This window comes from Lentibacillus amyloliquefaciens (genome assembly GCF_001307805.1).
In the GTDB taxonomy this organism is placed as follows: Bacteria; Bacillota; Bacilli; order Bacillales; family Amphibacillaceae; genus Lentibacillus; species Lentibacillus amyloliquefaciens.
The window spans coordinates 2,023,206-2,043,794 of the sequence record NZ_CP013862.1 but is presented as its reverse complement, the minus strand read 5'-3'; the positions used below and the strand labels follow the sequence as shown (position 1 = coordinate 2,043,794).

The following is a 20,589-nucleotide window of genomic DNA, read 5'->3' as shown; positions in this document are numbered from 1 at the left end:
TAAGGATTAATAAGGAACATACTGGGTTGTTTGGTTCAGTTTTGAGGGAGCAATCCCCTTAATTTAAGAAGTTGTACCTTGAAAACTAAATAAGAGCAAGACATTCAACGACATTGAAATGACGCGTTCGTTAAACGAACGCAAACTTAGTTAAGTGATTAAGGGCGCACGGTGAATGCCTTGGTACCAGGAGCCGATGAAGGACGGGACTAACACCGATATGCTTCGGGGAGTCGTAAGTAGACTGCGATCCGGAGATTTCCGAATGGGGCAACCCGCTGTCCGTAATGGGGCAGTGCTTGTGTCTGAATCAATAGGGCACAAGCGGCACACCCGGGGAACTGAAACATCTCAGTACCCGGAGGAAGCGAAAGCAAGAGCGATTTCCCGAGTAGCGGCGAGCGAAACGGAAACAGCCCAAACCGGAAAGCTTTGCTTTCCGGGGTTGAAGGACACGCCACCAGGAGTTATCAAGAAACGTTTTAGGCGAATTGACCTGGAATCGTCAGCCAAAGCGGGTAAGAGCCCCGTAGCCGAAAAGACGTTTCCTCCGGCGTGGATCCTGAGTACGGCGGAACACGAGAAATTCCGTCGGAATCCGGGAGGACCATCTCCCAAGGCTAAATACTCCCTGGTGACCGATAGTGAACCAGTACCGTGAGGGAAAGGTGAAAAGCACCCCGGAAGGGGAGTGAAAAAGAACCTGAAACCGTGTGCCTACAAGTAGTCGAAGCCCGTTAATGGGTGACGGCGTACCTTTTGTAGAATGGACCGGCGAGTTGCGATCGTATGCAAGGTTAAGTGTTAAGCACGGAGCCGAAGCGAAAGCGAGTCTTAAGAGGGCGTAAGCAGTATACGGTCGCAGACCCGAAACCGTGTGATCTACCCATGTCCAGGGTGAAGGTCAGGTAACACTGACTGGAGGCCCGAACCCACGTATGCTGAAAAATGCGGGGATGAGGTGTGGGTAGGGGTGAAATGCCAATCGAACACGGAGATAGCTGGTTCTCTCCGAAATAGCTTTAGGGCTAGCCTCAAGGTTAAGCGTACTGGAGGTAGAGCACTGATTGGACGAGGGGCCCTCACCGGGTTACCGAATTCAGTCAAACTCCGAATGCCAGCGACGCATCCTTGGGAGTCAGACTATGGGTGATAAGGTTCATAGTCGAGAGGGAAACAGCCCAGACCGCCAGCTAAGGTCCCTAAGTATACGTTAAGTGGAAAAGGATGTGGAGTTGCTCAGACAACCAGGATGTTGGCTTAGAAGCAGCCATCATTTAAAGAGTGCGTAATAGCTCACTGGTCGAGTGACTCTGCGCCGAAAATGTACCGGGGCTAAACGTATCACCGAAGCTGCGGATTGTTCTGTTAGAACAATGGTAGGAGAGCGTTCCAAATGCTGCGAAGTCAGACCGTGAGGACTGGTGGAGCGTTTGGAAGTGAGAATGCCGGTATGAGTAGCGAAAAAAGAGTGAGAATCTCTTTCACCGAATGCCTAAGGTTTCCTGAGGAAGGCTCGTCCGCTCAGGGTTAGTCGGGACCTAAGCCGAGGCCGAAAGGCGTAGGCGATGGCCAACAGGCAGATATTCCTGTACCACCTCGTGAACGTTTGAACGATGGGGGACGCAGCAGGATATGGAAAGCGCACTGTCGGAATTGTGCGCCCAAGCAGTGAGGGAGTTGAGCAGGTAAATCCGTTCAACAATCTCAAGCTGTGACGGGGAGGGAAATTGAGTACCGAAGTTCCAGATTCCACACTGCCAAGAAAAGCCTCTAGTGAGTTCACAGGTGCCCGTACCGCAAACCGACACAGGTAGGCGAGGAGAGAATCCTAAGGTGATCGGGAGAACTCTCGTTAAGGAACTCGGCAAAATGACCCCGTAACTTCGGGAGAAGGGGTGCTCGTCATGAGAGATGAGCCGCAGTGAATAGGCCCAAGCGACTGTTTATCAAAAACACAGGTCTCTGCGAAGCCGAAAGGCGAAGTATAGGGGCTGACACCTGCCCGGTGCTGGAAGGTTAAGGGGATGCGTTAGCGCCTTCGGGCGCGAAGCGCTCAACCGAAGCCCCAGTAAACGGCGGCCGTAACTATAACGGTCCTAAGGTAGCGAAATTCCTTGTCGGGTAAGTTCCGACCCGCACGAAAGGTGCAACGACTTGGGCACTGTCTCAACGAGAGACCCGGTGAAATTATACTATGCGTGAAGATGCGCATTACCCGCGACTGGACGGAAAGACCCCGTGGAGCTTTACTGCAGCCTGATATTGAATGTTGGTACAGCTTGTACAGGATAGGTGGGAGCCGTCGAAACGTGAGCGCCAGCTTACGTGGAGGCACCCGTGGGATACCACCCTGGCTGTACGGACATTCTAACCCCGGACCGTGACCCGGTCCGGAGACAGTGTCAGGCGGGCAGTTTGACTGGGGCGGTCGCCTCCCAAAGTGTAACGGAGGCGCCCAAAGGTTCCCTCAGAATGGTTGGAAATCATTCGCAGAGTGCAAAGGCAGAAGGGAGCTTGACTGCGAGACCTACAAGTCGAGCAGGGACGAAAGTCGGGCTTAGTGATCCGGTGGTTCCGCATGGAAGGGCCATCGCTCAACGGATAAAAGCTACCCCGGGGATAACAGGCTTATCTCCCCCAAGAGTTCACATCGACGGGGAGGTTTGGCACCTCGATGTCGGCTCATCGCATCCTGGGGCTGTAGTCGGTCCCAAGGGTTGGGCTGTTCGCCCATTAAAGCGGTACGCGAGCTGGGTTCAGAACGTCGTGAGACAGTTCGGTCCCTATCCGTCGTGGGCATTGGAAGTCTGAGAGGAGCTGTCCTTAGTACGAGAGGACCGGGATGGACACACCGCTGGTGTACCAGTTGTTCCGCCAGGAGCATAGCTGGGTAGCTACGTGTGGCAAGGATAAGTGCTGAAAGCATCTAAGCATGAAGCCCCCCTCAAGATGAAACTTCCCATCACGTTAAGTGAGTAAGATCCCTCAGAGACGATGAGGTTGATAGGTCCGAGGTGGAAGCGTGGCGACACGTGGAGCTGACGGATACTAATCGATCGAGGACTTAACTAACCCGCAAAAAACGTTGAATGAAGCTCTTATTTAGTTTTCAGGGTGCAAATTTGTCAAAACCCCTTGCATTTTCTGATGAAAATGCCTATAATAATTCTTGTCCGTCAAAACGGAAGAGACGACAGCACGATAGAAATGACAAAGTCTGGTAGCGATAGCGGAGAGGTCACACCTGTTCCCATGCCGAACACAGCAGTTAAGCTCTCCAGCGCTGATGGTAGTTGGGGTTTAACCCCTGCAAGAGTAAGACGCCGCCAGGCATTTCTATTCCATTCCACAGTAGCTCAGTGGTAGAGCAATCGGCTGTTAACCGATCGGTCGCAGGTTCGAATCCTGCCTGTGGAGCCATGGAGAGCTGTCCGAGTGGTTGAAGGAGCACGATTGGAAATCGTGTAGGCCGCTATCGTGGTCTCGAGGGTTCGAATCCCTCGCTCTCCGCCACTTTAATTATAGTATTGGCCCGTTGGTCAAGTGGTTAAGACACCGCCCTTTCACGGCGGTAACACGGGTTCGAATCCCGTACGGGTCACCATTCTTATTCTAGGGATATGAAGGAATGCTTGTTGATTTGCGATGATTCTGACGCAAAATGTATACTGGCTGAACTTATCCTTGGAGGATTAGCTCAGCTGGGAGAGCACCTGCCTTACAAGCAGGGGGTCGCAGGTTCGAGCCCTGCATCCTCCACCATTGATTCAATTCAATATTTTTTCATACCGCGGGGTGGAGCAGTCTGGTAGCTCGTCGGGCTCATAACCCGAAGGTCGCAAGTTCGAATCTTGCCCCCGCAACCAAAATATTTCAACTTACAGCATCGAATATACATCAATGCAAGTTGAATATCATTAGTACTGTAAAGTGTAACCAAAATAATGGTCCGGTAGTTCAGCTGGTTAGAATGCCTGCCTGTCACGCAGGAGGTCGCGGGTTCGAGTCCCGTCCGGACCGCCATTATAAAACTAAAATTAAAACATACATATGTTGGCTCGGTAGCTCAGTCGGTAGAGCAACGGACTGAAAATCCGTGTGTCGGCGGTTCGATTCCGTCCCGAGCCACCACTTTGAATAATATTATATGGAGGGGTAGCGAAGTGGCTAAACGCGGCGGACTGTAAATCCGCTCCCTCAGGGTTCGGGAGTTCGAATCTCTCCCCCTCCACCATTTTTGATAGTAGGGTATAGTTTAATGGCAAAACGAAGGTCTCCAAAACCTTTGATGTGGGTTCGATTCCTACTACCCCTGCCATAATTTTATTATGGCGGTCGTGGCGAAGTGGTTAACGCACCGGATTGTGGCTCCGGCATTCGTGGGTTCGATCCCCACCGGTCGCCCCATATCATTTTAAATGTTATTGGGCTATAGCCAAGCGGTAAGGCATCGGGTTTTGATCCCGTGATTCGCTGGTTCGAATCCAGCTAGCCCAGCCATTTCATGCGGAAGTAGTTCAGTGGTAGAACACCACCTTGCCAAGGTGGGGGTCGCGGGTTCGAATCCCGTCTTCCGCTCCATTCTCTTTCCTATTGGCGGTATAGCCAAGTGGTAAGGCAGAGGTCTGCAAAACCTTTATCACCGGTTCGAATCCGGTTACCGCCTCCAAAGTTAACGCATATGCCTGAGTGGTGGAACTGGCAGACACGCAGCACTCAAAATGCTGTGCCTACGGGCGTGTGGGTTCGAGTCCCACCTCAGGTATCGATACAATACGTAAAAAAATAGTGTGATTCAAAACTTGTAAGACAGGAGTAATTATCCTGTCTATTTTTATATTGCAGCAGGAAGGCATGCATGAGAAACAAGTTGTTGCGTGCGAAAGAAGGATAACAATGCAGAAAAGGGGAAGCGTTTTGGCCAGACAATGCTTTTTGCAAAAAAGCTTCACAAAAATAGGCTGACCACAAAAAGTCACTTAACCATGGCTTTTTGGGTCAGCCTATTGTTTTTAGAATACCACTTTACAAATAATCTCTTCTTAATTCTTCTGCTGAACGTGGTGAAATGTAGCCCGGGGCGACATCATAAACAGTTTTGGCTCCGAATTGTTTTTCCTGATTCATCAGGTGGGCAGCTCTTGCGTATGCGACCAGAACGCTTGCGGTGAACTCAGGGTTGCTGTCTAATGTCAGTGAGAATTCATATAGCTGGTCATTCCTTTCACCGGTTTTTCCGCCTCGGATGACGAATCCGCCATGTGGTGCTTTGGAATGGTCACGGGCCAGTTCATCTTCTGAAATGAAATTTACTTCTGTTTCATAATCAGCGAAATAGTTCGGCATAGTTTTGATCGTCTCTTCAATCGTTGCTTTATCTGCGCCATCTTCAGCAACAATGTAGCAAACGCGGCGATGTTTATCCGATTTTGTTAATTCCGGATTGGCACCGCTGCGTACTTTTTTAATTGCGTCTTCAGATGGAATTGTGTATTGCACGCCACTTTTTACACCTTCGACTCTTCGGACCGCATCAGAGTGGCCCTGACTTAACCCTTTGCCCCAGAATGAATAGTTTTCGCCATTAGGCAAAATCGCCTCAGCTATGACACGGTTCAGCGAGAATAAACCCGGGTCCCAGCCTACTGAGATGATAGCTGTCGTATCATGTTTCGCAGCAGCTTCATTGACTGATTGATAAAATTCCGGGATTTTTGCATGTGTATCGTAGCTGTCTACAGTGTTGAACATGCTTGCAAAGTGTGGGGTTTGTTCCGGCAAGTCCGTTGCAGACCCGCCGCAAAGCACCATGACATCAATATCATTCTGGTATTCACTTGCGTTATCAATATGGACAGCTTTGACACTTGGGTCATCAAGTTCGAGTGTTTCCGGATCTCTTCTGGTAAAAACAGCCATTAGTTCCATATCCTCAGTCGCTTTAATGGCTTTTACCGCCCCTTTCCCGAGGTTGCCATAACCGACAATTCCCAGTTTGATCTTACTAGTCATATGTATCGCTCCTTCATTTTTACTGTTCACCTTAAAAATGGCTTAAGATGTCTTTAATTATAAAGGAATCAGCCATTTATTGAAAATATTTTATTTGTCTGAAGGGTACGAAGGATGCAGTAATCATATTGAATTCTATATTATGTTAAAATACAGACTGGGTAAAAGCGTTTGATTGTATCAATCAAAATAACCTCTTTGAAAGGGAGAATTCATTTGAAGCGCCGAGTTGTTGTAACAGGAATGGGTGTTGTTTCACCGCTGGGAAATGATGTCGAAACGCTGTGGGATAACATTAAAAATGGAAAATCCGGAATCAGACAACTTGAATCCGAAGACTATGCGGATATTAATACCCGGATTGCGGGCTATATCGATGATTTTAGCGGTGAAGAGTATCTTGAAGGAAAAGAATTAAAGCGCTATGATTTGTTCACGCAGTATGGTTATGCGGCAGCAATGCAAGCACTTGAACAGTCGAAACTGAATTTGGAAGCTGTCGATAAAGATCGAGTCGGTGTATATATAGGCTCCGGGACCGGGGGTTTGCAAACCTTATTGAGCAACCATGAAACAATGCTTGAAAAAGGGACAAGACGGGTGTCGCCTTTTTTAATTCCAACGATGATTAATAACATGGCAGCTGGCTTAACGGCCATCAAAACCGGATTCCGCGGACCGAGTTTTGCTGCTGTCTCCGCATGTGCAACGAGCAATCACGCGATTGGTGAAGCTTATTTGAATATAGCACATGGTTATTCGGATGCGATTTTAGCCGGCGGGGCGGAGGCTACCATCACATCGCTTTATTTCGCCGGTTTTTCAAAGATGCGTGCCATGTCAACGCAAAATGATGCACCTGAGGAGGCGTCACGGCCGTTTGACAGCAATCGGGATGGTTTTGTAATGGCGGAAGGTGCAGGTGTACTGTTTTTAGAAGGATATGAGCACGCGAAAAAGCGCGGTGCCCCGATACTTGGTGAAATTGTCGGTTACGGGAGTACAACTGATGCCTATCACATTACTGAGCCTGATTACCAGGGAGCTGCCAAGGCAATGAAGCTGGCGATTGATCGGGCACAAGCTGATCCGAAAGATGTTGATTATATCAATGCCCATGGAACAAGTACGCCGGCAGGGGATATTTCAGAGACAAGAGCGATTAAAGACGTATTTGGCAAACAAGTAAACGGTCTCAAAGTCAGCTCCACCAAGTCCATGACAGGGCATATGTTTGGTGCAGCAGGGGAGCTGAGGCTGTCATTACACTTAAAAGTATGGCAGAAAATATCTTTCCGCCCACAATTAACTTGGAAAATACGGATCCGGAGTGTGACTTGGATTATGTTTCCAACGAAGCGGGAGAAGGCAGCATCAATCTGGCCTTATCCAATGGCTTCGGATTTGGCGGACATAACGCGGTCATCGCCTTTAGAAGATATGATTCTTAGTGTACGATAATGTGATTGGCAAGACTGACTTAAATATAATAAGGAGGCCATGAAATGACTGCAAATCAAACTACTCTAAATCAAAGTGCAGCGGGGAGAAGAGAAGCGCTGGAAGCCCGTTTTCCGGTATGGCCGCGTGATACGATTGCCGGCCACTTCTCAAAAGCAAGTAGCGATTACCAAAATAGACCTTATCTTTATATAAATGATGAAGAATATACATACGGCGACATCTGGGATAGAGCGGTTCAATATGCGAAAGCTTTCATAAACCTTGGTGTAAAACGAAGAGAGCACGTTGCGGTTTTAATGGATAATGATGCGGCGTATCCATCATTGATGATTGCCTCTTCCATAGTGGGTGCGGTCTTTATCCCGATTAATTCGATGCTCGCAAAAGATGAACTTGAATATATCATCACACAATCGGATTCAAAATTTCTGCTTCTGCATCAGAAGGTAAAAGATAAGCAGCACGGAAAAGTCATTGCTGAATTACTGGATAATGAAGATTTTCAAAAAAATAGTCAATTGGAGCAGGTGATTTGCCTGCCATGTGAAGAGACAGCGCAGATTGATGATCGTTTTCTGACGTGGGATGTATTTTTAGAACAGGGAGCATCCGTCACTGATAAAGAACTCCATAACAGATGGAATAAATCCCGTTATCCGGATGAAGTGGCTATCATTATGTACACATCCGGTTCAACTGGCAGCCCAAAAGGGGTTATGCTTACTGATGATATGCTTCTGCGCTGCGGTTACGCGACTTGTATGAGCAGAGCGATTGAAGATGGACGTGTCACATTTGCACCGCTTCCGTTCTATCACTGCTTTGCGATCATTGAAGCGATTTTTGCCATGTCGTTTATCGGCGGTTCGTTCATTTCGGCACTTGGCGCATCACCGCTTCAATCATTGCAATTAATGGAGAGGCATAAAGCGAACGATTACCTTTGTGTGCCTTCTACGCTAGTTGCATTATTGAATCATCCGCGAGTTTCTGAATTTGATTTATCCCACCTTTTTGCTATGTGGTGTGGAGCGGCACCGGCTCCTGTCCCAGTGTGGGAAAAAGCCATTGAGGTATTGGGTCTGACCGAAACGATTACCGGCTACGGCCAGACGGAGGTGGCTTCGTCTGGCGTCACGACGGAAATTGGCGATCCGCTGGAGCGAATTTCAACGAGAGTCGGCCGTCCTAAACTTGGCGGTGTCAGCGGCTTGCCGGAATTCAATGGCAGCACTGTTGAATATAAGACGATTGACGTAGATACAGGTGAGACATTGCCGGAAGGGGCCACCGGTGAATTGGCCGTAAGGGGTGCTACCGTTTCTCACGGTTATTATAATAAGCCGGACGAAACAGCGGAAGTTATTGATAAAGACGGCTGGCTGCGTACAGGCGATGTTGGAAAAATTGATGAGAACGGCTATGTTCAGCTGCTCGGCCGGAGTAAAGAAATGTATAAAGTATCTGGGGAGCTGGTTTCGCCGCGTGAGGTTGAGGTCGTTATTTCACAGCATCCGGCAGTCAATCAAGTCAATATAGTTGGTGTTCCTGACAGGTTAACAACAGAAACAGGCGCTGCTTTTATTGAATTGAAGGGGAATGAAATGTTAACACGCAGAGAGATTATTGACTGGTGCTCGGCCAGGCTTGCCCGTTTCAAAATCCCTCGTCACGTCTGGTTTATCGATGCTTCCGACTGGCCGATGACGAGTACCGGCAAAGTGCAGAAATTCCGTCTCCAGGACCAAGCAAAGGACAGAATTTCCAGGAAATAGTAGAGGGAGGAGCCAATATGACAACTGTCTGGCATCAGACAAAATTTCGTGTACCGTATAAAGACACTGATCGAATGGAAGTCGTACACCATAGCAATTATATAACATGGTTTGAAAACGCCCGTACAGAATGCATGCGTCATTACGGCTTAACATACAGCAAGGTGGAGAATCTAGGTTTTTTACTGCCGGTGCTGGATGTCAATGTGAGCTATAAAAAATCAGCCGGATACGATGACTGTATCGTTGTCTTCACACGAGCAGCAAGCTATTCGCCGGTCAGGCTGGAGTTTGCATATGAAGCGCGAAAAATCAGTGAAGAAGAGTTCATGCACGGGAAGGGAAAAGAAGCGGAAACAGAAGCGCTTTATGGTGAGCTGATTGCAAAAGGAAACACCATGCATATGTGGGTCAATAAGGAATGGAAACCCGCAAGAATGGATAAAGCTGCTCCTGACATTTATGCTGTTCTTCAAAAAACAGCAGAAAGGTAAAGTGCAAACGATGACTGAATGTATTTTTATCCCGCATGTAACTGGCAGACTCCCACCTCAAATGTTCGCGTATACGATGAAGATTAGGTGGGGGATGGCTGCCAGTAAATGTCCGATTCGTTCATCTAACAATCAGTGGGGGAAGAAAGAAAACCCCCACTGATTGAAGTTTCACTTTGTAAGGAGGTTTTGGATAATTATGGTACCCATTTCGATCGATAAGTTTATCAAGAAGATGGATGATAGTGACTTGGATAAAAAGGAATTAAAAGAAAGTATATTAGCGGCAGCTGAAGAGAAAAAGAATGGTGCAGGCTGCATCTAATGTTCTCAGCCAATATGGGCGATTGGTTCAGGTGTGACAGGCACTGGTATGTGCTTCACTTGTATGACGGGCAAGGCCGATCACTCCGAAGATTATGAACTTGATACCGTTTGTTTTTAGAATGAATTAAAGTTAAAGACTATCATACAGACCAATGCTGCAGGGAAGATAAGCATTGGTCTGTCATATATAATGATGGCAGGATGAAAATGAGCGAAAAAGCCGAGGAAAAATGTTATAATACTTGAAATAATAGTTGTTTTGCTCTTGCTCAGGGCTGTTTTTCGTTAAAGTTGTTGTTTGCTGGTGACGCAGTGGAAAACGATATCAAACTATAATGCTGGTGTTAACCTTAAGAGGTGAAATGAAATGTTTGAGCGAGTTGATCAAAAAAAAGAGCGTCTTGATGACAAACGGCCTTTGCCAAAGTACACATTAAGAAGTTTACGTGAAAAGCTGTTGCTTGAATGGACATACAATTCAAACGCAATTGAAGGCAATACGTTAACCTTACAGGAAACAAAAGTAGTGTTGGAAGGTATTACAGTAGGCGGGAAAGCGATGCGCGAACACCTGGAGGTTATTAATCACCGTGATGCGATTACGTATGTAGAAGAAATTGTCCAACGTCAAGAATTTTTATCAGAATGGCAAATTAGAAACTTGCACCGGCTGGTATTGAAAGAAATTAACGATCAATACGCCGGTGTTTATCGGGATCAGCAAGTAGTCATTTCAGGTGCTGAACATACGCCGCCGGCTCCATTTCTTATTAAAGAACAAATGGAGCAGCTAATGAATTGGTATGAAAACGAAGCGGGGGAATTGCATCCAATCACCCGCGGGACGATGCTGCATGCCATTTTTGTCGGGATTCATCCTTTTATCGACGGAAATGGCCGCGTGTCACGTTTGTTATTAAATTTAGAACTCATGAAAGATGGTTTTCCACCAATAGTCATTAAAGTAGAAAATCGATTGGATTATTACAAAGCCTTGGATAAAGCTCATACCCAAGAGAATTATGACGACTTTATTCAGATAGTCGCAAAGGAAACAGAGGATTCTTTAGATTTGTATTTGAGCTCAATAGAATAACAATGAGTATATATCAAAGTACCATCTGCTTGTGCTGAAATATAGAGAAAGGTTTCGGTTGAAAAAAATCGGACCTTTAGGGACAGCTGACCCCCCACTTGTCTTTTTTAGTTCCCTTGAAATAGGGGGTCTTGCTGGCCGTTAATGCGGGATATACCAATCGGTAAGCTAGAATGCAGCAGTCCATCCTCCGTCAGCCGTTACAACAGTTCCGTTCACAAAACTGGAATCATCAGATGCTAAGAATAACGCTGCCTTAGCGACTTCCTCGGGTTGTCCGACTCTTGGCATGACCGCTTGTACCGGTTTGGTACGCTCCATGCCAAACTGACTGACATTCTCCATGGAAGATGCAATATTCGTTGCGACACCACCGGGGGCAATGGCGTTACAGCGGATGCCTTTCTGAGCATACATATAGCCGGTATTTTTCGTCATTCCGATGACAGCATGTTTTGATGCCCCGTAAGCTGCGCCTGCATGTGCACCATTAAATCCGCCGGTTGAAGCAGTGTTAATGATGACACCACTTTCTTTTTCCAGAAAAATTGGCAGAGCTTTGCGCATTGCACGCATAACGCCTTTCGTATTTACATCAAAAATCAAGTCCCAGCGTTCATCAAGAACATCCCCAACAGGTTCAAAACCATCCATAATACCGGCATTATTAACCAAAATATCCAGCGTTCCATATTCATTAATGGCTGTATCGATCATGTTATCGATATCTTCCTGCTTTGCAACATTCACTTGTACTGCTTTGGCCACGCCATTATTGTCAGTGATTTCTTTAACGGTTGCTTCGGCACCATCCAGGTTTAAGTCGGCTGCAATAACATTTGCACATTCATCAGCATACAATTTTGCTATTTCTTTCCCCATTCCTGAAGCGGCACCGGTAACAACGGCTACTTTGTTGTTTAGTTTCAATTTCATTTTCCCTCCTCAATATTTTTATTGAACATGTGTGCAATAAAAATTATACTGGATAGTGAAAAGAACTACAAACAACGGAAAATGCTATAAGTGTTGATTGTTCAACGATAAGTTTCACAAGTGTTCAATAAAGGGTGAAAAAAATTTGAAACATGATCTTCGGATTGTAAAAACACAGGAAAGTTTACGTCTTGCCTTATTAACTTTATTAAAATCAAAACCTCTGGAATCTATCACAATTGCAGAACTATGCCGTATGGCCAAAGTTAACCGTGGCACATTTTATAAGCATTACAAAGATGTTCATGATCTTTTTAAACATTACCTTGAAGTTATTGTTGAAGATTTAAGACAGTCGTATGAGGAACCATATCATAAAACGAATTTTAATATTGAAAATATCGAAACAGATATGATTAAAATATTTCACCACGTAAAGGAATATCAGGAGTTTTACCAAATTGTCTTTGATGAACGCATCCCGATGATGTATTACTATTCCTTGTTTGATGCTATTCGGTCGTTTATGAGGAAATTCGTAAATGAAGCATATATGGAGGGACAACAGGATATAAATTTAGATTATCTTATCAGCTATCAGACAAATGCCATCTTGGGCATATTAATTGAATGGCACAATCAAGGATACAGAACATCAATCCGGGAGCTTAATCAGCAACTGATAGCCATCTTATCCATCAACAGTCCGTTTCGTAGGCGTAATAGCTGACCGGTTGTACTGTGTTATAAGTATAAGAAAATCAAGGATATCCAAGTGGCGGACTCCTTGATTTTTAAAGTCAGCATTTAAGAGCGATTTCGGCGATGTCGTTCTTTACCGCCTTTCATGGCATTTAATTCCTCTTTATTCTTATTTTTCTTCTTTTTGCCTTTATCAGTACTCATTTTAAAGCCCTCCTTTATTCTTAGACTGAACGAAATTCCATAAATCATGTAAAGGGAAGGGCGTTTATGTCAGTATTTCATAAAAAAGTAGTCACCCTGCTTTATTTGGTATGTGGTTGAGTTAGTTGAGCAAAATGTAAAAGTGGAATCAACCGGAATACAAATCGCCTGCCCGATTTGCAGATTGTTTGGGTCAGTATTGGGATTAGCCTGAATCAGCAGTTCCAATGGCAGGAAAAAATATTGCGATAAGCGATAATACGAATCCCCTTCTTGAATGAAATACATTTGACCATTGGAACAGTCCGAAAAGTGTTGCTGCATTGGCAGGCAAATCGTATCGCCGACAGATAGATGTCGCAGAATAATGGTTGGATTCGCAGCCTAAATCGCTTCCAGTGGGATACGAAATTGCTGCACAATTTGGTAAATGTTTTCATTTTCTTGGATCGTATAAAGCGTCAGCCCAGGTAAGCACTTCTGTGAATAGTTCGGCACCGTAAAACCTCTTTCTTACAAATAGCCTATTCGAGAAAAAGAGGCATGTGCCCTGATTAATTCCTTTGAACTTAAGAGTAGTTTTTACAATAGCTCAATCCTCCATTTACTGAAGTGCCTCCATCTTATTTCTCCATTGAGATGGGGTTACAGACGTAGATTCCGGAGTTCGGTTATAAGAAATAACCTTTAGAAGGAATGGTGTCAGTCACCTCCGAACAGTGAGGGGCTGGCACTTTTTATGTTAATATAAATATGTGTTTATAAAGTAATTTATAGAAAGAAGGCTAACAAATGACAACCAGACAAACAGTTCCATTCCGGAATGATATTGTAGGATCTTTTTTAAGACCGAAAAGCATTAAGGATGCACGTGAAGCGGTACAAGAAGGAAACATATCATCAGAAGAGCTTCGTTCAACAGAGGATGAGGAAATCGAAAAGTTAGTAGACAAACAAGTGTCAGCCGGGCTTAAATCCGTAACGGATGGTGAATTCCGCCGCAGCTGGTGGCATCTGGATTTCATGTGGGGACTGGATGGTGTTGAAAAAGCAACAACCGAAAGCGGTCTTAAGTTTCAAGGAATAGAGACACGCAATGAAACAGCAAATATAACAGGTAAAATAGATTTCTCAGCACATCCATTTATAGAGGACTATCAATACTTAAAGTCAATCGTTCCTGAAGGTGTAATGGCGCGACAAACATTTCCTTCAGCGGTACAGTTCTTATACGAAATTAAGAAGCCGCATAACATTGAAAATACTAAGAAACATTATCCAAATAAAGAAGACTTGTACAATGATATTGTTAATGCGTATAAAAAGGCATTTCAAGCATTTTATGATGCAGGTTGCCGAAACATACAAATGGACGAAGTTGTCTGGGCGGTGCTTTGTGATAAAGACTACAGAGAAAAAGCTGCAAAGAAAGGCATTGATTTAGATGAACGTGCAAAGGAATATGTCGAATTGAATAACCGTATTCTTGCAGACAAGCCGGAAGATTTAACAGTCACAACGCATGTATGCCGCGGGAACTATCGTTCAACATGGCATTATTCCGGCGGATATGACCCTGTTTCAGAAGAATTATTCGGAAACGAAAATGTGGATGCCTATTACCTTGAATTTGATTCCGACCGCGCAGGCGGGTTCGAACCCCTTCAATATGTATCCGGAGATAAAAAGGTAGTTCTGGGCCTAGTAACCTCGAAAAAACCTGAATTGGAAAAAGAGGAAGATGTCATTGCACGCATCAATGAAGCATCTCAATATATACCGCTGGAACGACTTTGCTTAAGTCCACAATGCGGATTTTTCTCAACCGAGGAAGGAAATGAATTAACCGAAGAAGACCAGTGGAAAAAGCTGGAGCTTATTAAAAACATCTCAGAAAAAGTCTGGGGCGAGTAATCGGTTGAAAGTAATAATTAAATAGATCCTATTCAGAGAGGTGAAGGACAATCTTCCATTGAGCCTCGACAATCGGTTCTATTAAGGATAACTATCAAACTCTTTTCCTGACCGGGGGAAAGGGTTTGTTGCACTTACCAACAAGTTGCTTGAACTTCTGTCTTGGAAGATGGGAACATAGAAAAATAGAAACTTACACGACATTTAATTAAGTAGAAAGCAGGGATTCGATGATTGTATTGTTTCAGGTCGTTATACCGATTTTTGCTATCATATTGTGCGGCTTTTTAGCTGGACGATTGTCCTTGCTTTCATTTAACAGTACCTCATCGCTCAATAATTTTGTTTATTATTTTGCGCTGCCTGCTCTGCTGTTCTTTTCATTGTCGACGGCGCCGGTGGACCGTATTTTAAACGTGGATTTTATCCTGGCTAATTTGGGTATTATCTTTAGCTGCTTTCTCTTGACGATTTTGATTTTCAAGTTCATTTTCAAAAAACCATTTCCTGAAGTCAGCATGTACGGTATGATTACGACGTATGGCAATACCGGCTTTATGGGAATCCCGCTTCTGGTTGCAGCATTTGGGCAAGAAGCTGCCGTGCCAGCTGCGATTGTCACGTTTATTTATGATTTGGTCATCATTACATTGGTTGTCGGTTCGTTTGAGACAGCAAATGCCCTCAATAAAAAGCACAGCGAACAGACAAGCTTCTGGTTGCTTCCAGGCATGATTGCTAAATCTGTATTGCTGAATCCGATTAATGCATCCCTTTTATTGGGAATTATCGTAGCTGTTTCACAAGTTCCGCTCCCGGAATCTGTCTACGTATTCACAGATACGCTCGGTCCTGCTGCCGGGCCGACAGCTTTATTTGCATTGGGGCTGGGATTATCCGGTCAGCGGAGTGTTGTGAAAAATAAGCAATATCAATTGTCGGAGCTTATCACGCTGCTGGGCTTGAAATTAGTGGCGCTGCCGCTGTTGTCAATCTTATTTGTATATGTCGTCTTCCCGATCGATGATGATTTGTGGGCAACATCTGTCGTTATTTTATCAGCTTTGCCGACTGGAGCGATTGTTTACGTATTTGCTGAAAAGTACCAGACACTCGTTCGTGAGATTCCTTTGTATATATTGGCGACAACGATCGTTTCGGTTATTACCATCTCGGTTTTTCTGGTCGTGATGATTGGATAAGTATCCGTTTAATAATAAATTAAGGAAGATCCAAGTGCGGATTCCCTTGCTTAAACTTAGAAAACGCGAATTCACAATGGTAAGGATAGACTCTGGGACTACCGTGTTTTCTTAGATGAATGATAGATGGGGAAGCCTGACGAAGAACTCTATTCTGCTGAATATATGGTGCGGGCAAAGTGTAAGAAGAACACTATATTTTTTTGGAAAAGAAAAGTGGGGATTCAATTGATTTTACATACACAGGCACTCGAGGTTGCAAAGGATGAAAATTGGTATCCATTTGAAGAAACAAGAGATTTGAACGGTATTAATTCTCCAATTTTGTATATAGTCGGTGAAGGAATGAAAGCTGAAGTAAAAGGTGCATTATTATATCACTCAATGAAAGATGATATTCATGTATCTATTATTCCTTTTGCATCACATTTGGTTCATTCAGAACAACCAGGTATATACACAGAAATATTGGAAGGGTTCATACATGAGGTGAATAAGGGTTATTGAAAACTCTGACATAATAGAACGCTAATCAGAAACAAGTATTAGCGCCTGAATTGAATATTAGGTCCATTATAAAGTGACTTCATTGATGATTCTATTTGCACGGATTGGACTTTATAGAGGTGAGTAATGGTATGTTTAGTGGAGATGAACGAATTATATTATCAGTCATTGTCTTGGTTTACTTTATTTTTCTGTTTGTGCTGGCTTTATACATGAACCGGAAAACGAAAACGTATGAAGATTATAATGTTGCCGGCAGATCCGTTTCGCTTCTTCCTATAATATTAACATTTGTCGGAACGGGCGTTGGCGGATCAACATTATTAGGTTATATGGAGAATGGTTACAGATTAGGAATGGGAGAGCAGTGGATCAATATCACGATGCTCTCTTGCGTCATTATATTTGCTTCCTTCCTGCTCAAGCGGATCAGACATTTGGGGGAAAGCCATAATATGGTCACGGTGGGTGATTATACTGCCCTGCGTTATGGTAAACAAGCACGTATTCCAACTGTTATTAGCATTCTTTTTTCATATTGTGCCATGACCGGGATGCAGTTTGTTGCGATTGCCACGATACTGAACTTGACAATCGGGTTAAATATGACGTTAGGCATTTTTATCGGCTGGGCACTGCTAACATTTAAAACCTATTTTGGCGGACTGAAGGCTGTTATTTGGCAGGACGTTATCCATGGAACCATTCAAACATTGGCCATTGTTATCCTGTTTATTACAGTGCTAATTGCCGCTGGAGGCTGGGGCACCATTTCGGAATATGCCAGCTCGGTTAATCAGGAAAGCATGTTAAGCATTTTGAATATTGAACCAAGTGAGATATACATATATCTGTTGACCTTAGGCGTTTATCAATTTATTAGACAGGATCTGTGGCAGCGTGTTTGGGCCGCTAAAAGCCTGAAAACAGCGATGAGTGGATATTGGATCTCTATGATTATCGCGATTTTAACAGCTGCGTTTGTCGTGGCAATCGGTGTATTCAGCCGATACGGATTACGATTGGAAAATATTGATCCGGTACTCATTTATTATGGTGTTATTGGGGATGTTTTTCCATTCTCGTTAGTGGTTGTGATGATTGTTGTCGTATTGGCGGCTGTTATATCCAGTGCAGACTCTTTCTTTTTAGCTGGCTCGTCTTCGATCGTTAACGATATGATCAGACCGAATTTTAAACATTTTGATAATCAGAAGATGCTGTTTTATAGTAAGATGTCCGTTTTGGCCGTATCCGTTATTGCGCTTATGGCAGCCTTGACCATTCCGGAATTGGTTAACCTGATGGTAACCGGAACTGCGATGTCGGTCTCAGGCCTATTAGCGCCGGTAATGTTTGGTTTATTTTGGAAAAAGGTGACAAATGCCGCTGGTGTTGCTTCAATGTGGAGTGGTTTGGTCGCAGCTGTCATTTGGCAGATTTCAGGTCATCCTTTTGGTTTACACCCTATTTTTATCGGTTTGCCATTATCTATCGTAATACTGTTGGTTGTAACGTTTTTCACACAACAAAATAAGCAAAACGAAAAAGTAAACAGGAAAGAAGGTATTTTATGACAGAACAACTAGTGGGCAAGACAGCCATCGTGACAGGGGCAAGCAGCGGCATTGGAACTGCTATTGCAAAAGAACTTGCCGGAGCATGTGCCAATGCAGTGCTTGCTGCAAGAAACGAGGAAAAGCTTGCAGCGATAGCAGCGGATATTGGTCAGGAAGAAAAAACGCTATGTGTTAAGACAGACATAACGAAGCAAAAGGAAGTAGACACCGTGGCAGAGCGTACGAAAGAAGCGTTTGGAAGTGTCGATATATATGTTAACAATGCCGGGAAAATGCATTATGTGGGTATGCGTATTTCGCGCATTAACGCAAGAAACACCAGTGCGCTTGCATTTGATGGTTCCGGAAAACTGACAAGAAATAATAAAAAAGACCTTGCCACGTTTACGACAGAAAAAGTTTATCATGCGGATTTGTCGGCTTCTTATAATATCGGTGCCCGTTATTTTATTCGTGGCATTCAAAAATGCATTTCTGAAAAGAAGTGGTTGGCACTCCAGGCAAAAGTTCCTGAATTGTCAAAAAGGACACAACAGACCTTGTCTTCGTTAATTGCCCTTCATTTGGCACAGTAGTTCTGTAAAGAATGACACAGCTGGGTTTTGTGGTTTATTCAAGATAAGGGATGCTCCATCAAAATCTCGGATTTAGGTGGAGAGGTTCACACGACGGATATTGCATGGGCAGTCATTTACGCCGTGACCCAGCCGGACTATGTAAATGTGAATGAAATTACGGTCAGACCGGTTTAACAGGATTAATTCTTCAATTAGAATGTTTGTTTTAATTAAAATACAAGAAAAGGCTGCAAATAATTGCAGCCTTTTAAGATTACCTTTTTTGATTCAATTTTTGTCTTTTATGCAATGTGTGTTTCGTACCCCATTCATGCATCGCTTCTAAAATTGGTTCCAAGCTCTTTCCATATTCCGTAATGGAATATTCCACTTTTGGAGGAACCTGAGGGTATACAACACGCTCAATAATATCCTCTTCTTCTAATTCCCTTAATTGTTTTGTCAGCATTTTCTGGGTGATTTCAGGCATACTTCTTCTCAACTCATTAAAACGTTTTGTACCTTCCTGCAATAAATGTAATAAAATAATAGGCTTCCATTTACCAACTAAAATACCTAAAGCATCTTCTACACGACAAAGTTCGGGTACCTTTTCCATTTTTATCCCTCCTACAGTATCTTTTTGTATACTATGGCACTTATAAGTGCGTACTTACTGTATTGTTTTATATACTCTATAATAGCATTATCACCAAGAGAAAGAAAGGTGGAAATGAATATGGAAGAATGTCGTGTCAATCAAAACAAGAGTATGGAATTGGGGTTGTATACGTTAGGAGATCTTCTATCACCACATGCAACAGAAAATCAGTATAGCGAGCATCAGCGGATTCAGGAGATGGTGGAGTTGGCAAAACTGGCAGAGGATGCTGGATTGGATGTATTTGGTGTCGGTGAAAGCCATCAGAAGCTTTTTGTAGCCTCGTCTGCTCCAACCATTCTTGCAAAAATAGCAGGGGTCACCAATAACATCAAACTCATCAGTGCTTCTACGGTCTTAAGCACCTCTGATCCTGTACGTGTGTATGAAGACTTTTCTTCGTTGGATTTGCTTTCCGATGGAAGGGCGGAAATTGTTGCAGGCCGGGGTTCACGCTACGGGGCATATGAGTTATTCGGATATAATTTGAACGATTATGATGAGTTGTTTGAAGAAAAGTTTGAACTGTTGCTTAAACTGAATAAGGAACAACAAATTACATGGGAAGGGAATTTTCGCCCACCATTGAAAAATGCTGAAATTTTCCCGAAGCCGTTGGAAGGAAACTTGCCCATTTGGCGGGCTGTTGGAGAGCATCATTCCAGCGCTATGCAGGCTGGAAGAATGGGGGCACCCATGCATTTGGCAGCTCTTTTCGGAGCATCCAGTGTATTTGAGAAAAGAGTAAATGCTTATAGACGTGCCGCTACCGAAGCTGGTCATGATACCGAAAAGCTACCAGTTGCAGTGGCAACGATGATGTATATTAATCAGGATTCCCGAAAAGCAATGAGGGATTTTTATCCTTATTTGAATGATACTTTCAGTCAGGTTCGAGGGGGTTCCTTTCCGAAAGATCGTTTTGCCGAAGCAACCAGTATAAAGAATGCTGTTATGGTAGGAAGTCCGCAAATGATTACAGAGAAAATCTTGTATCAGTATGAATTATATGGCCATCAGAGATTCATCGCTCAAATTGATAGTGGAAATCTTCCTTTCAGAAAGGTTCAGGAAATTATCGAGATGTATGCAACGGAGGTAGTTCCAACAGTACGAAAAGCGACAAAGAGGAAGTAAAAAATGATAAAGAAAAGG

15 protein-coding genes, 14 tRNA genes, 2 rRNA genes and 2 pseudogenes are annotated in these 20,589 nt (G+C 44.1%); 29 read left to right on the top strand and 4 right to left on the bottom strand.

Annotation, left to right across the window (positions count from 1 at the left end; all coding sequences use genetic code 11):
- Positions 1-148: 148 nt before the first annotated feature.
- The 16 genes from AOX59_RS10250 (at position 149) to AOX59_RS10175 (ending at position 4,768) form a co-directional block, all read left to right on the top strand.
- Positions 149-3,075: ribosomal RNA gene (locus AOX59_RS10250) — 23S ribosomal RNA — on the top strand.
- A 144-nt stretch (positions 3,076-3,219) separates the two neighbouring features.
- Positions 3,220-3,335: ribosomal RNA gene (gene rrf / locus AOX59_RS10245) — 5S ribosomal RNA — on the top strand.
- A gap of 13 nt (positions 3,336-3,348) precedes the next feature.
- Positions 3,349-3,423, top strand: a tRNA-Asn gene (locus AOX59_RS10240).
- Between the two features lies 1 nt (position 3,424).
- Positions 3,425-3,516: transfer RNA gene (locus AOX59_RS10235), tRNA-Ser, on the top strand.
- 16 nt (positions 3,517-3,532) lie between these two features.
- Positions 3,533-3,607: transfer RNA gene (locus tag AOX59_RS10230), tRNA-Glu, on the top strand.
- An 82-nt stretch (positions 3,608-3,689) separates the two neighbouring features.
- Positions 3,690-3,765, top strand: a tRNA-Val gene (locus AOX59_RS10225).
- 27 nt (positions 3,766-3,792) lie between these two features.
- Positions 3,793-3,869, top strand: a tRNA-Met gene (locus AOX59_RS10220).
- Between the two features lie 80 nt (positions 3,870-3,949).
- Positions 3,950-4,026 (top strand) — tRNA-Asp (locus tag AOX59_RS10215).
- Positions 4,027-4,058: 32 nt separating this feature from the next.
- Positions 4,059-4,134 (top strand) — tRNA-Phe (locus tag AOX59_RS10210).
- Between the two features lie 18 nt (positions 4,135-4,152).
- Positions 4,153-4,237 (top strand) — tRNA-Tyr (locus AOX59_RS10205).
- A gap of 11 nt (positions 4,238-4,248) precedes the next feature.
- A tRNA-Trp gene (locus AOX59_RS10200) sits at positions 4,249-4,321 on the top strand.
- 13 nt (positions 4,322-4,334) lie between these two features.
- Positions 4,335-4,410, top strand: a tRNA-His gene (locus tag AOX59_RS10195).
- An 18-nt stretch (positions 4,411-4,428) separates the two neighbouring features.
- Positions 4,429-4,503: transfer RNA gene (locus AOX59_RS10190), tRNA-Gln, on the top strand.
- Positions 4,504-4,509: 6 nt separating this feature from the next.
- A tRNA-Gly gene (locus tag AOX59_RS10185) sits at positions 4,510-4,584 on the top strand.
- Positions 4,585-4,598: 14 nt separating this feature from the next.
- Positions 4,599-4,672, top strand: a tRNA-Cys gene (locus AOX59_RS10180).
- A 14-nt stretch (positions 4,673-4,686) separates the two neighbouring features.
- Positions 4,687-4,768, top strand: a tRNA-Leu gene (locus AOX59_RS10175).
- A 260-nt stretch (positions 4,769-5,028) separates the two neighbouring features.
- Here the strand turns inward: AOX59_RS10175 and AOX59_RS10170 are convergent.
- Positions 5,029-6,015 carry a diaminopimelate dehydrogenase gene (locus tag AOX59_RS10170; RefSeq protein WP_068445264.1) on the bottom strand — a complete coding sequence of 329 codons (987 nt, stop codon included), beginning with the start codon at positions 6,013-6,015 and terminating at the stop codon, positions 5,029-5,031.
- A gap of 216 nt (positions 6,016-6,231) precedes the next feature.
- Here AOX59_RS10170 and fabF point away from each other — a divergent pair.
- The 5 genes and pseudogenes from fabF to AOX59_RS10150 all read left to right on the top strand — a co-directional run bounded on the left by fabF (position 6,232) and on the right by AOX59_RS10150 (position 11,171).
- A pseudogene (fabF, locus tag AOX59_RS10165) lies at positions 6,232-7,466 on the top strand (beta-ketoacyl-ACP synthase II).
- A 54-nt stretch (positions 7,467-7,520) separates the two neighbouring features.
- Positions 7,521-9,254 (top strand): class I adenylate-forming enzyme family protein, encoded by a 1,734-nt coding sequence (locus AOX59_RS10160; RefSeq protein ID WP_068445262.1) that lies wholly within the window; start codon positions 7,521-7,523, stop codon positions 9,252-9,254.
- A gap of 17 nt (positions 9,255-9,271) precedes the next feature.
- The gene (locus AOX59_RS10155) at positions 9,272-9,748 is read left to right on the top strand and encodes an acyl-CoA thioesterase (protein ID WP_068445260.1); all 477 of its coding nucleotides are present in this window, start codon (positions 9,272-9,274) and stop codon (positions 9,746-9,748) included.
- Between the two features lie 199 nt (positions 9,749-9,947).
- Positions 9,948-10,073 carry a hypothetical protein gene (locus AOX59_RS20480; protein WP_257720683.1) on the top strand — a complete coding sequence of 42 codons (126 nt, stop codon included), beginning with the start codon at positions 9,948-9,950 and terminating at the stop codon, positions 10,071-10,073.
- Between the two features lie 369 nt (positions 10,074-10,442).
- The gene (locus tag AOX59_RS10150) at positions 10,443-11,171 is read left to right on the top strand and encodes a Fic family protein (RefSeq protein WP_068445258.1); all 729 of its coding nucleotides are present in this window, start codon (positions 10,443-10,445) and stop codon (positions 11,169-11,171) included.
- A gap of 168 nt (positions 11,172-11,339) precedes the next feature.
- Here AOX59_RS10150 and AOX59_RS10145 read toward each other — a convergent pair whose 3' ends face one another.
- Positions 11,340-12,101, bottom strand: a complete 762-nt coding sequence (locus tag AOX59_RS10145) for an SDR family oxidoreductase (RefSeq protein ID WP_068448263.1) — start codon at positions 12,099-12,101, stop codon at positions 11,340-11,342.
- A 151-nt stretch (positions 12,102-12,252) separates the two neighbouring features.
- Between AOX59_RS10145 and AOX59_RS10140 the strand changes: the two genes are divergently transcribed.
- A complete protein-coding gene (locus tag AOX59_RS10140) occupies positions 12,253-12,837 on the top strand; it encodes a TetR-like C-terminal domain-containing protein (RefSeq protein WP_068445256.1) in 585 nt (194 codons plus the stop codon).
- A 245-nt stretch (positions 12,838-13,082) separates the two neighbouring features.
- Here AOX59_RS10140 and AOX59_RS19240 read toward each other — a convergent pair whose 3' ends face one another.
- The gene (locus AOX59_RS19240; RefSeq protein ID WP_082684182.1) at positions 13,083-13,337 is read right to left on the bottom strand and encodes a LysM peptidoglycan-binding domain-containing protein; all 255 of its coding nucleotides are present in this window, start codon (positions 13,335-13,337) and stop codon (positions 13,083-13,085) included.
- A gap of 468 nt (positions 13,338-13,805) precedes the next feature.
- Here AOX59_RS19240 and AOX59_RS10135 point away from each other — a divergent pair, with 468 nt between their 5' ends.
- The 6 genes and pseudogenes from AOX59_RS10135 to AOX59_RS19665 form a co-directional block, all read left to right on the top strand.
- Complete coding sequence (locus AOX59_RS10135) at positions 13,806-14,927, top strand: 5-methyltetrahydropteroyltriglutamate--homocysteine S-methyltransferase (protein ID WP_068445254.1); 1,122 nt, start codon at positions 13,806-13,808, stop codon at positions 14,925-14,927.
- A gap of 230 nt (positions 14,928-15,157) precedes the next feature.
- Positions 15,158-16,129, top strand: a complete 972-nt coding sequence (locus tag AOX59_RS10130) for an AEC family transporter (protein WP_068445252.1) — start codon at positions 15,158-15,160, stop codon at positions 16,127-16,129.
- Between the two features lie 126 nt (positions 16,130-16,255).
- Positions 16,256-16,636: an alpha/beta fold hydrolase gene (locus AOX59_RS10125; protein WP_068445250.1), complete on the top strand. Its 381-nt coding sequence runs from the start codon at positions 16,256-16,258 to the stop codon at positions 16,634-16,636.
- Between the two features lie 131 nt (positions 16,637-16,767).
- Positions 16,768-18,213: a sodium:solute symporter family protein gene (locus AOX59_RS10120; RefSeq protein WP_068445248.1), complete on the top strand. Its 1,446-nt coding sequence runs from the start codon at positions 16,768-16,770 to the stop codon at positions 18,211-18,213.
- Positions 18,210-18,791 carry an SDR family NAD(P)-dependent oxidoreductase gene (locus tag AOX59_RS20110; RefSeq protein WP_068445246.1) on the top strand — a complete coding sequence of 194 codons (582 nt, stop codon included), beginning with the start codon at positions 18,210-18,212 and terminating at the stop codon, positions 18,789-18,791. The genes AOX59_RS10120 and AOX59_RS20110 overlap by 4 nt, the downstream gene beginning before the upstream one ends.
- Before the next feature lie 93 nt (positions 18,792-18,884).
- Positions 18,885-18,968 (top strand): annotated as a pseudogene (locus AOX59_RS19665) (oxidoreductase); the annotation flags it as partial.
- Between the two features lie 79 nt (positions 18,969-19,047).
- On the opposite strand, the gene AOX59_RS10110 reads toward AOX59_RS19665, so the two are convergent.
- Positions 19,048-19,392: a winged helix-turn-helix transcriptional regulator gene (locus tag AOX59_RS10110; RefSeq protein ID WP_068445244.1), complete on the bottom strand. Its 345-nt coding sequence runs from the start codon at positions 19,390-19,392 to the stop codon at positions 19,048-19,050.
- A 120-nt stretch (positions 19,393-19,512) separates the two neighbouring features.
- On the opposite strand from AOX59_RS10110, the gene AOX59_RS10105 reads away from it, so the two are divergent.
- Positions 19,513-20,571, top strand: coding sequence for an LLM class flavin-dependent oxidoreductase (locus tag AOX59_RS10105; protein ID WP_068445242.1), 1,059 nt, complete (start codon positions 19,513-19,515; stop codon positions 20,569-20,571).
- The last annotated feature ends 18 nt before the right edge of the window (positions 20,572-20,589 follow it).

Excerpts from the sequence above, each read along its gene's own strand:
- AOX59_RS10125 (WP_068445250.1), top strand. The coding sequence starts at position 16,256 with ATGGGGAAGCCTGACGAAGAACTCTATTCTGCTGAATATATGGTGCGG.
- AOX59_RS10110 (WP_068445244.1), bottom strand. The coding sequence starts at position 19,392 with ATGGAAAAGGTACCCGAACTTTGTCGTGTAGAAGATGCTTTAGGTATT.
- AOX59_RS20110 (WP_068445246.1), top strand. The coding sequence starts at position 18,210 with ATGACAGAACAACTAGTGGGCAAGACAGCCATCGTGACAGGGGCAAGC.
- AOX59_RS10150 (WP_068445258.1), top strand. The coding sequence starts at position 10,443 with ATGTTTGAGCGAGTTGATCAAAAAAAAGAGCGTCTTGATGACAAACGG.
- AOX59_RS10170 (WP_068445264.1), bottom strand. The coding sequence starts at position 6,015 with ATGACTAGTAAGATCAAACTGGGAATTGTCGGTTATGGCAACCTCGGG.
- AOX59_RS10160 (WP_068445262.1), top strand. The coding sequence starts at position 7,521 with ATGACTGCAAATCAAACTACTCTAAATCAAAGTGCAGCGGGGAGAAGA.
- AOX59_RS10105 (WP_068445242.1), top strand. The coding sequence starts at position 19,513 with ATGGAAGAATGTCGTGTCAATCAAAACAAGAGTATGGAATTGGGGTTG.
- AOX59_RS10130 (WP_068445252.1), top strand. The coding sequence starts at position 15,158 with ATGATTGTATTGTTTCAGGTCGTTATACCGATTTTTGCTATCATATTG.
- AOX59_RS20480 (WP_257720683.1), top strand. The coding sequence starts at position 9,948 with ATGGTACCCATTTCGATCGATAAGTTTATCAAGAAGATGGATGATAGT.
- AOX59_RS19240 (WP_082684182.1), bottom strand. The coding sequence starts at position 13,337 with ATGCAGCAACACTTTTCGGACTGTTCCAATGGTCAAATGTATTTCATT.
- AOX59_RS10135 (WP_068445254.1), top strand. The coding sequence starts at position 13,806 with ATGACAACCAGACAAACAGTTCCATTCCGGAATGATATTGTAGGATCT.
- AOX59_RS10155 (WP_068445260.1), top strand. The coding sequence starts at position 9,272 with ATGACAACTGTCTGGCATCAGACAAAATTTCGTGTACCGTATAAAGAC.
- AOX59_RS10120 (WP_068445248.1), top strand. The coding sequence starts at position 16,768 with ATGTTTAGTGGAGATGAACGAATTATATTATCAGTCATTGTCTTGGTT.